Source organism: Clostridium sp. (assembly GCF_051656525.1).
In the GTDB taxonomy this organism is placed as follows: domain Bacteria; phylum Bacillota; class Clostridia; order Clostridiales; family Clostridiaceae; genus Clostridium.
The window spans coordinates 16,775-27,131 of record NZ_JBOGCC010000177.1 but is presented as its reverse complement, the minus strand read 5'-3'; the positions used below and the strand labels follow the sequence as shown (position 1 = coordinate 27,131).

8 protein-coding genes and 1 riboswitch are annotated in these 10,357 nt (G+C 28.1%); of the genes, 5 read left to right on the top strand and 3 right to left on the bottom strand.

All coding sequences use genetic code 11. The annotated features are described in order from the left end of the window. The first annotated feature begins 128 nt into the window (after positions 1-128). Both ACRDDY_RS08970 and ACRDDY_RS08965 read left to right on the top strand, forming a co-directional pair. Positions 129-1,325, top strand: coding sequence for an MFS transporter (locus tag ACRDDY_RS08970; protein WP_438564614.1), 1,197 nt, complete (start codon positions 129-131; stop codon positions 1,323-1,325). A 56-nt stretch (positions 1,326-1,381) separates the two neighbouring features. Further along, positions 1,382-2,602, top strand: a complete 1,221-nt coding sequence (locus tag ACRDDY_RS08965) for an MFS transporter (RefSeq protein WP_438564613.1) — start codon at positions 1,382-1,384, stop codon at positions 2,600-2,602. A 223-nt stretch (positions 2,603-2,825) separates the two neighbouring features. Here the strand turns inward: ACRDDY_RS08965 and treR are convergent, their stop codons facing one another. The 3 genes from treR to treP form a co-directional block, all read right to left on the bottom strand. Then, the gene (gene treR / locus ACRDDY_RS08960) at positions 2,826-3,530 is read right to left on the bottom strand and encodes a trehalose operon repressor (protein ID WP_438564612.1); all 705 of its coding nucleotides are present in this window, start codon (positions 3,528-3,530) and stop codon (positions 2,826-2,828) included. A 36-nt stretch (positions 3,531-3,566) separates the two neighbouring features. Next, entirely contained in the window at positions 3,567-5,237 is a 1,671-nt protein-coding gene (gene treC / locus ACRDDY_RS08955; RefSeq protein ID WP_438564611.1) for an alpha,alpha-phosphotrehalase, read from the bottom strand. A gap of 75 nt (positions 5,238-5,312) precedes the next feature. Beyond that, a complete protein-coding gene (gene treP, locus ACRDDY_RS08950; protein WP_438564610.1) occupies positions 5,313-7,376 on the bottom strand; it encodes a PTS system trehalose-specific EIIBC component in 2,064 nt (687 codons plus the stop codon). Between the two features lie 337 nt (positions 7,377-7,713). On the opposite strand from treP, the gene ACRDDY_RS08945 reads away from it, so the two are divergent. From ACRDDY_RS08945 to ACRDDY_RS08935, 3 genes are read left to right on the top strand one after another with little or no spacing between them, the layout of a single operon-like run. Next, positions 7,714-8,301, top strand: a complete 588-nt coding sequence (locus tag ACRDDY_RS08945) for an ABC transporter permease (RefSeq protein ID WP_438564609.1) — start codon at positions 7,714-7,716, stop codon at positions 8,299-8,301. Continuing rightward, positions 8,301-9,197: a glycine betaine ABC transporter substrate-binding protein gene (locus ACRDDY_RS08940; RefSeq protein ID WP_438564608.1), complete on the top strand. Its 897-nt coding sequence runs from the start codon at positions 8,301-8,303 to the stop codon at positions 9,195-9,197. Before ACRDDY_RS08945 ends, ACRDDY_RS08940 begins: the two co-directional genes overlap by 1 nt. Beyond that, on the top strand, positions 9,198-9,929 hold the full coding sequence (locus ACRDDY_RS08935) for an ATP-binding cassette domain-containing protein (protein ID WP_438564607.1): 732 nt from the start codon (positions 9,198-9,200) through the stop codon (positions 9,927-9,929). Between the two features lie 116 nt (positions 9,930-10,045). Further along, positions 10,046-10,211, top strand: a riboswitch (M-box (ykoK) riboswitch). The last annotated feature ends 146 nt before the right edge of the window (positions 10,212-10,357 follow it).

Genomic DNA, 10,357 nt, shown 5'->3' with positions numbered 1-10,357 from the left:
TTTAAGAAATAAAGCTCTTATGGTAAGTTCCATAGGAGTTTTATTTTTTCTGAAAAGTTTTTACCATAAATAATAATATGGAATCTTTTAGAATATGTATAAAAGAAATGATTTTTTAGGAGCGGATTATGAGTTTAGGAAATAGTGTTTTTAGAAATAAGGAGCTTAGAAATTTTTGTGTTTATAGATTATTTTTTGGTATTGGTTATAGCATAATGATTCCTATTATTCCTTTATATTTGAAGGAGATGAATGTTTCTACTGTTATGATTGGGAGTATTATTTCTCTTTATGGAATTTGTGAAACATTTACACAGCTTCCTTTTGGGGTTATTACAGATGTTATAGGAGACAAGCTTGCTTTAAAGATTGCTCTTTTGGTTATGTGTTTGGTACCTATTGGGTATATTTTTTGTACAAATGGCCTTATGGCTGGAAGCTTACATGTTATTCAAGGTGGAGTTTTAGGAATGGCAGCACCTGCAACTTTTTCTATTTTAGCAAGGTCTGTTGATAAGAGGAAGAGAGGGGAGTCTACAGGATTTGCATCTGCAGTTTTTACTATTGGTGGTGGAATTGGAGCAGCCCTTGCTGGATTTATTATTTCAAGGTTTAATAATTATAGGCTTGTATTTTTCATATCTTTTATTATTATTTTTATAGCTTTTTTATATTTTACTATAAATATAAAAAAGGTTAAGAGGGTTAGAGCTGTTAGGAAAAAAGATGAAAGTGTTTTTCATATATTAGAAAAGATAAGATGTAGAGGCCTTAGAAATAAAATTCTTTTAGTTTCAGCAGTTGCTTTTTTAGGTGATTATGTTTATGGCTGTATTATTGCTATTTTTCATTTTTATGGTAGAGATGTTTTAGGGATGGAGGTTGGTTTTACTTCTTTTATTATTTCTGCCTATCTTATTGTATTTGGAATTGGTGCACCTGTTGCAGGAGTTATATGTGATAAGATTGGGGTTAAAAAGCATTTAGGGCTTTCATTTTTTATTATGAATACTACACTTATGGGACTTATTTTTATAAGAAATAAACTTTTATTTACAGGAGTTATAATTATTTATTTTCTTGGAGCGACTTGTCTTAATGCTATTTTCCAAAGTGTTTTATCAGAGTTTGGTGAGGAAGAGGATATAAAGGGGTTTATATTTGGATTTGTTGGAGCAGTTGAATCTATTGGATATGCCTTAGGCCCTTTTATTTCTGCATTTGTTTATGAAATAAATAAAAATCTTTTCTTTGTTTCACTTCTTGCAGTATCTATGTTTGTAACTATACTTTATTTATTAACATTAGAGAAAAGAAGAAGATAGAATAAGAAGAGGGAATTTTATAGATACTAAAGGTAAAAAAGGTTTTGGAGAAAATAATGAATATAAAAAATAGTATTTTGTTTAAAGAAAAAGACCTTAGATTATTTTGTATTTTAAGATTTATTTTTGGAATAAGCTATAGTTTTTTAATTCCTATAATTCCTTTATTTTTAGAAAGTTTAGGAGCAACTACGATTGTAGTTGGAACCTTTATGTCTTTATATGGAGTTGGAAAAGCTATAGCTCAAGTTTTATTTGGACCAGTTTCAGATTCCTTTGGTGATAAAAAGCTTTGGTGTATTGCATTAATTTTACTAGTATTAATTCCTATTGGATATATATTTACTAAATTTTCTTTAATGGGAGAGATTATTTATGTTTTTCAAGGAATATTTTTAGGAATAGCAGCACCACCAACCTTTTCTGTTTTAGCAAGAGTATTAGATGAAAAGAAACGTGGAGAATCAACAGGATATGCATCAGCAGTTTTTACGTTAGGTGGGGGAATTGGAGCTATTATAAGTGGATATATTTTATCTTTATTTTCTAGCTTTAATATAATTTTTATCTTAACTTGTATTGGGATAATAATTTCATTAGCATTCTTGATTTTTAAAATAAAAGGTCCAGAAAAGGTAATGGAAAAGTGTAAATGCTCTAAAGAGCCAATTATGTGTAGGCTTAAGGTTATATATGAAGAAGTAAAAGAAAAGAAACTTTTAGTAAAAATAGTATTGTTATCCTTTATAGCACTTCTTGGAGATTTTATTTATGGATCTACCTGCGCTATGTTTCCTTTTTACGGAAGAGAGGTTTTAGGAGGAACTACATTTTATACCTCATTTATAATATCTATATATCTTTTTATATTTGGATTTTTTGCACCACTTTCAGGAATTGTAAGTGATAAGCTTGGAATTAAAAAACAATTTTACATAAGCTTTATAGTAATGAATATAGCATTATTGCTTTTATTTATAATAAGAAAACAATGGATTTTCACAGTAATTATAATAGGATACTTTCTTGGAGCAACCTTTTTAAATGGAGCACTTCAAAACTCACTTTTAAGCTTTAGAGAAAATGAAGACATAAAAGGCTTTGTATTTGGAGTAGTAGGAGCAGCAGAATCAATAGGCTATGCAATAGGTCCAATATATGCAGCCTTTTTATACAACATAGATAAAGAATTTTTATTTTTAGGGATGCTAATAATTTCAGTAATAGTATTTATAATATTTTTAATTCTGAAAAATAAGGCGTTAGAAGAGAAGTGAAAAGGATGAATCATTTAGAAAAATAGAACTTATAAAGGAAAAGTATTTTATAGTGTTGTAATTTATAAATTATTTACTGAGAGATCTACTTACAAAGTTTAGTGGTTATAGTTTTAAAAATAAAATAAAGGACTTTTTTAGATTTAAAAAAAAGTCCTTTATTTCTATATTAAATTAGAAATTTTAAAATTAAAATCACGTAGCTCTACAATTAAGTATGGTTTTATTTTCTTCTTGCAAATTCCATAAATTTAAATTTATCCGGCCTATGCCTAGATTCTGTATATTGAAATAATTCACCATTTTCTAAGTAGGTATAACTTTTACATATAACAATATAATTAAAATCTTCAATATCTAAAAGATTCTTATCTTCTATAGTTACTTGTCTCACAGTTATTTCTTTTCTTGCAAAAGCGATTTTAAGCCCTAGTATAGTTTCAATATATTCATAAATCGAATTTTTACAAATTTCTTTTGTTAAATTGGGAATAAGAGATCTATTTAAGTAATCTTTATCTAAAATTATTTTTTCACCATTTATTTCTCTAACCCTAATAATTTCCCAAATATCATCATTACATTTTAATTTTTTTCTTATAGGATGGTTTTCTGTAATTAAATTAAATTTTTCTAAATAAGTTACTATTTTACCATTCAATTTTTGTGATAATTCTTTAAAACTCACAACTCCAGCTAATGGAAAATCAAATCTAGCCATCTCTAATACAAATGAGCCTTTACCTTTTTTCTTTATTATATATCCGTTTTGTTCAAGTTTATTTAGTGCTTTTCGTACTGTGTCTCTTGAAACTGAATATTTTTCCATCATTTCAGTTTCAGATGATAATTTTTCATTTGGTTCTAAGATTCCATTTTCTATTTCTGAAACAACTTCATTATATATTTTTAAATATTTACTTTCCATATTCATCACCTTGTAAATATTCTAGCATTGATTATTTTATTTAACAAGTTTATATACAATACTTTCATATGGTCTTAATTTTATAGATTGAAACTCTTTACTTGAATCTGTATAGTTAGAAATTAATATTTTAGAATTATATTTTAATAAATCTAGATTTTGATTTTGTAATTTAAATTCGCATTCAGATCCATAAAAATTATTTATAACTAGTAATCTTTCATTTTTATATTTTCTAATATATGCAAAAATATTTTTATCTTCTTTTAAAATTATTTCAAATGTTCCTTCAGATATTAGCTTTTCCTCATGTCTAAGCTTTATAAGCTTTTGATAATGATAAAAAACTGAATTATCATCATTTAACGCATTTTCTGCATTAATATCTATATTTTTACCTACTTCAAGCCAAGGATTTCCTTTTGTAAAGCCACAATTTTCTCCATTATTCCATTGAACTGGAGTTCTTGAATTGTCTCTTGATTTTTCACTTAAAATTTTAAGAATGTTTTCTTTAGATTCTCCTGATTTTTTTAATATATTATAATAATTAATAGACTCTACATCTTTATATTGCTGAATTGAATCATAATATGGATTAGTCATTCCAAATTCTTCTCCTTGATAAATATAAGGCGTTCCTCTAAGCATATGGATAGTTGTTCCAAGCATTTTTGCACTTTCGACTGGATATTTTTTATCATCTCCAAATCTTGAAACTATTCTTGGTTGATCATGGTTACACCAAAACACTGCATTCCATCCATTTCCTTTTTCCATTCCATTTTGCCATTTATCAAATATATCTTTAAGCTCTAAGAAATCAAAATCATCTACACTCCATTTATTCCCATTTTTATAATCTACCTTTAAATGGTGAAAATTAAATGCCATTGTCAATTCCTTTTCGTTTGGATTAGTATATTTTATACAATTTTCAATATCTGTAGATGACATCTCACCAACTGTTATTATATCTTCAAATCTTCCGAAAGTTTTTGTATTTAATTCTTTTAAATACTGATGTATCTTAGGTCCATCAGTATAAAATCTTCTTCCATCTCCTAAGAGATCATCTTCAAATTTCTCAGGTTTAGAAATTAAATTAATTACATCAAATCTAAATCCTTTTACACCTTTATCTATCCAAAAGTTCACGATATTATAAATCTCTTTTCTAACATCTTCATTCGCCCAATTTAAATCTGCTTGTGTTTTATCAAACAAATGTAAATAATACTCATTAAACTTTTCTATATACTCCCATGCAGAGCCACCAAACTTAGAAATCCAATTAGTTGGTGGCTTCCCATCTTTTCCTTTTTTGAAGATATAATAATTTTTATACTTTTCATCTCCAGCCAAAGCTTTTTTAAACCATTCACACTCTGTAGATGTATGATTAAATACCATATCTAACATTAAGTACATATGTCTTTTTTCTGCTTCTTCAACTAATTCTTCAAAGTCTTTCATAGTTCCAAAACTTTTATCTATATTATAATAGTCAGCTACATCATATCCATTATCTTTTTGAGGTGATATGTAAAAAGGTGTTAACCAAAGATAATCAACTCCTAAAGTTTTTAAATAATCCAATTTTTCTATAATTCCTCTTAAATCACCTATTCCATCATTATTACTATCTTTAAATGATTTTGGATATATTTGATATACTACTGTATTTTTTAAATCTATTTTTTTCATAATTTTTCCTCCAAATTCTCTATTAATTAATTCAAGGCAAATACTATATCTAAAGATACACCATTTGCCTTAATACTAGTTAAATTTGATTTCCATTAACTCATCTTTATCTATACTCTTCTTATCTTCATTAATGGATATTTCCTTAAATTTATCTGTATTTGCAACCACCATAAATACAGTTGCGGCAACAGCTTCTTTTCTTATCAAATCAATATTAAAATTTAAAAGTTCATCTCCAAACTTTACTCTATCTCCAACTTTAACTAATGTTTCAAATCCTCTACCTTCCATTCCGACAGTATCTATTCCTACATGAATTAAAAGTTCCACTCCTTTATTTGTAGTTATTGATAATGCATGCTTTGTTCCAAATATCATTGAAACTACACCATCTGCTGGTGAGGTTATTTTTCCTTCTGTTGGTTCTATTGCAATACCTTCGCCTAACATTTTGCTTGCAAATGTTTCATCTTGCGAATTTTCTAATTTTATAAATTCACCCTTAACAGGACTGAATACTTTCTCTACAAGCCCTTTATTTTTTTCTATTAATTCATCACTATTTGGAATTTCTCCATTTATTTTATTTTCTGTAATTTTAGCTGCTTCTTTTTGAACTTTAGCAGTTTCTTTTTCTGTTGCTCCACCTGTTAAAGCATCTAAATTAAATTTGATTGCGCCCTTACCTTCATCAACATCTTTTATATCTCTTCTTACTTTAGGAATTAAGAAAAACATAATTGGTATTAATACTAATGGGCCAACAAAAGCGATTGCCATACCTATAAAGTAAACTCCCCAAAATTTAGGGAATATTGATAAAAATGCAGGTAAACCTCCAACTCCAATTGAAGTTGCTAAAACACCGTGTACAGCTATATAAGCTGCTGCACAAGCAGAACTTATTAAGCAAGCTAAGAATGGCCATTTATACCTTAGTGTCACTCCATACATAGCTGGTTCTGTTACACCTAAATAGGCTGTAATACCAGCAGTTGCTCCAAGACTCTTCGTTTTTTTATCTTTACTTAAGAAAAACATTGCAAGAGCTCCTGAGCCCTGTGTAATATTTGATAATGCAACCATAGGCCATAAAAGTGCACCATGTAGTGGAGAGGCTAGTAATTGAAAGTCTACAACTAAGAAAGTATTATGCATTCCAGTGATAACTATCATAGCATAAGTAAATCCAAATAATAAACCGGCAAATAAAGCATAATGTTTAAATAAGTACACAAATCCTGCTGACATTGCATTACCTAGTGCAAATGTTACAGGTCCAATAATAATAAATGATAAAAGTCCAGTTACTAATAATGCTACGGGTGCTACCAATAATAGTTTAAATGAGTCAGGGACCACTTTATTCATGAATTTTTCTATTTTAACCATTATATATGTTGAAACAAGAACTGGTAACACTTGACCTTGATAGCCTATCTTTTGGAATGCGTGTCCAAATAATGACCAAGTTGGTACGGTATGATTTGCGACTGCTTTTCCATAAGAATAAGCATTTAATAATGCTGGATTAACAAGTATTAGGCCTAAAACTATTCCTAATAATGGGTTTCCACCAAATTTTTTAGCAGCTGACCAACCAACAAGTGCAGTTAAAAATGTAAATGATGTATTTGCTATAACGTTTACCATTTCGGCAAATCCAGCCCATGCTGGATATACTTGGATTAAAGATTTATTAGCATAAAATATTCCTTGACCTGCTAAAATATTATTTAATCCTAGCAAAAGCCCTGCTGTTACGATTGCAGGAAGAATTGGAATAAATATATCTGATAAAGTTTTAATTGCAAGTTGTATTGGATTTAACTTTTTAGCAGCTTCATCTTTTGCTTCTGCTTTAGAGACACCTTTTATGTTTGTAATTGATAAAAGATAATCATATGCTCTATCAACAGTTCCTGGTCCTATAATAACTTGGAATTGACCATTTGCACTAAAGTTACCTTTTACAAGTCCAATACTATTTAATTTTCCTTCATCAACCTTTCCTTCATCTTTTAAAATGAATCTTAATCTTGTAATACAGTGAGTTGCCATTGAAACGTTTTCTTCGCCACCAACAGCTTCTAATATTTCCTTTACATCAGCTTCGAACTGTTTTGTATTTGCCATAATATTTCCTCCTAAAAAATATATTAATTTGTATCGGGTTCTTTTACAGAGATATTTTTAGCATTTAAACTTATACGTATATCTTATATACTTATAATATCTTGTACGTATAAGTTTTTCAATGTAATTTTTGTAAACTTTTACTTAAAGAATGAAAATGTTTTCTAAGAGGCATTTTTATTAATATAAGTATTTAGTATAGAAAAATTTTATTTTAAAAAAGTAACCATTGCAAGATTTCTGAATAGTTTAAATAAGAAGGGAAATTTCATTTTTGTAAGGGGGTATATTTATAGGGGCGTTAATTGATTTATATGTGAGTAGAAGTGATTTTTTTATGGAACTTATTTTTGAACATATGAAAATTTGTTTTATAGCAATTTTTTTAGGTGCATTAATTGGTGGAGTAGTAGGTATTGTTATAAATGAGTTTAAAGGAACATCAGCTATTGTTTTAGGAATAACTAATTTTGTTTATACTATTCCATCTATAGCACTTTTAGGTTTTTTAATTCCTATATCAGGGATTGGGAATAAGAGTGCAATTATTGCTCTTACTATTTATGCTCTTCTTCCTATGATAAGGAATACTTATGCAGGGCTTAATGAAATTGATAGAGAGCTTATTGAAGTTGCAAAAGGAATGGGCAGTACTAGATTTCAGATTCTTTATAAAATTAAATTACCATTAGCATTAGGAGTAATTATAGCAGGTTTTAGAAATATGGTTGTTATGACTATTGCTTTAGGTGGGATTGCATCTTTTATTGGAGCAGGAGGGCTTGGTGTTTGTATTTATAGGGGGATAACTACAAATAATACTCTTCTTACTATTGCAGGAAGTCTTTTAATTGCAACTTTAGCTATAGGATTTGATTTTATTATAGGAAGAGTTGAAAGGTTTATAAAATGGAGGATTGATTGATGAGAGGTATAAAAAGAGTAAGTATATTTTTAAGTTGTATATTTTTGGGGTTTATTCTAAGCGCTTGTGGAAAGAGTGAAGAGGTTATAAGAATTGCAACTAAGCCAATGACAGAGCAATTTATTTTAAGTGAAATGATTAAACTTATAATTGAGGATAAAACAGATTTAAAGGTAGAGGTAACTAAGGGAATTGGAGGAGGAACTAGTAATATTCATCCTGCTATAGTTAAGGGTGATTTTCATATGTATCCTGAGTATACAGGAACAGGATGGAGATTTGTTTTGAAGGATAATAGAAATTTAGAAGATAAAGAGTTATTTGAAGAATTAAAAAAGAGATATGAAGAAGAGTATAAATTAACATGGATAAACTCCTATGGATTTAATAATAATTTTGGATTAGTTGTGAGACGTGATATAGCTGAAAAATATAATATAAAAACTTATTCAGACCTTTCTAAGTATTCAAAGGATTTAACTTTTGGTGCTGAATATGATTTTTATGAAAGAGAAGATGGATATGAGGGTCTTAAAAAGGAATATGGGTTTGATTTTAAGAGAACTATAGATTTGGATATAGGATTAAAACATAAGGCAATAAATGAGAAAAAGATAGATGTAATGAATGTATTTACAACAGATGGAAGTCTTACTACTTCAGATGTAGTTTTATTAGAAGATGATAAGAAATTTTATGATACTTATTACTGTAGTACAGTAGTTAGATTGGATATTTTAGATAAGTATCCAGAGTTAAATGAAGTTTTAGCTTTAATGGATAATATTATAAATGAAGAAGAAATGGCAAAATTAAATTATAAAGTTGAAGGCGATGGAAAAGAAGATAGGGACGTAGCTTATGAATTTTTAAAGGAAAAAGGAATAATTAAATAGATGAAGATAATTGAATTTAAAAATGTAAGTAAAAGTTATAAAAATAATATGGCATTAAAGGATGTAGATATTTCAATAGAAGAGGGAGAATTTGTGACTGTTATTGGAACTTCAGGATGTGGTAAAACTACATTTATAAAACTTATCAATGGACTTATTAAAGCAGATTTAGGAGAAATTTTAATAGAAGGAAAAAGCTTTAATGAGAAAGACTTTGAAATAAAAAGAAGAGAGATAGGGTATGTAGTTCAAAGTATTTCACTTTTTCCACATTTGAATATAGAAAAAAATTTAAGCTATGTTCTTGATTTAGAAAAGAAGATAAATAAGGAAGAGAAGAATAAAAAAATAGATGAGATTTTAAGTATTATAGGATTAGAAAAAAGTATATTAAAAAGATACTCAAAGGAGCTTTCTGGAGGACAGAGGCAGAGGGTTGGAATAGGAAGGGCTCTAATAAATAATCCCAAGATCATTTTAATGGATGAACCTTTTGGAAACGTAGACGAAATAACAAGAAAATCACTTCAAGAAGAAATTTTAAGGATACACAAAAAAAGAAAAATTACTATTGTATTTATAACGCATGATATAAGGGAAGCAATGAGGCTTGGACAAAAAATTGTTGTTATGGATAAAGGAAAAATAATTCAAAGTGGAGATAAAAATGAGATAATAAAAAATCCTAAAACTGAGTTTGTAGAAAATTTAGTGAAAAATAGTAAGTGGTAAAGATATTAATTTAAATTGAACTTTATAAATAGAAAAGCAAAAATATTGACTTTACAAATTTAAAAAACTATAATTTAAAAGAAGAAAGTAAATTTATTATAACTTTTTTGAGAAAAAATAGAATATTTTAGGGGAGGCTCCTATATTAGATAAATGCTACTGCTCAGAAACATCGAAAGATGCCAATGAGTCAACAGGTATTGCCGAGTTAAGGCTTTACTTAATGTAGCTGAGTTTAGCTCAAAGCTATATAGTGCTAAAACCATGGTACAAGATTTTTAAGATGATTGTTATAGGTTTTTAGGATTATGTTCTAAAAACCTTTTTTTTGAATTTTTACAATCTTAGTACTTATAGTATGTACATAATTAGGAGAAACTAAAAGGAGGAGATTAATATGGACGCAGACGGAGGTAGTCATATACGGA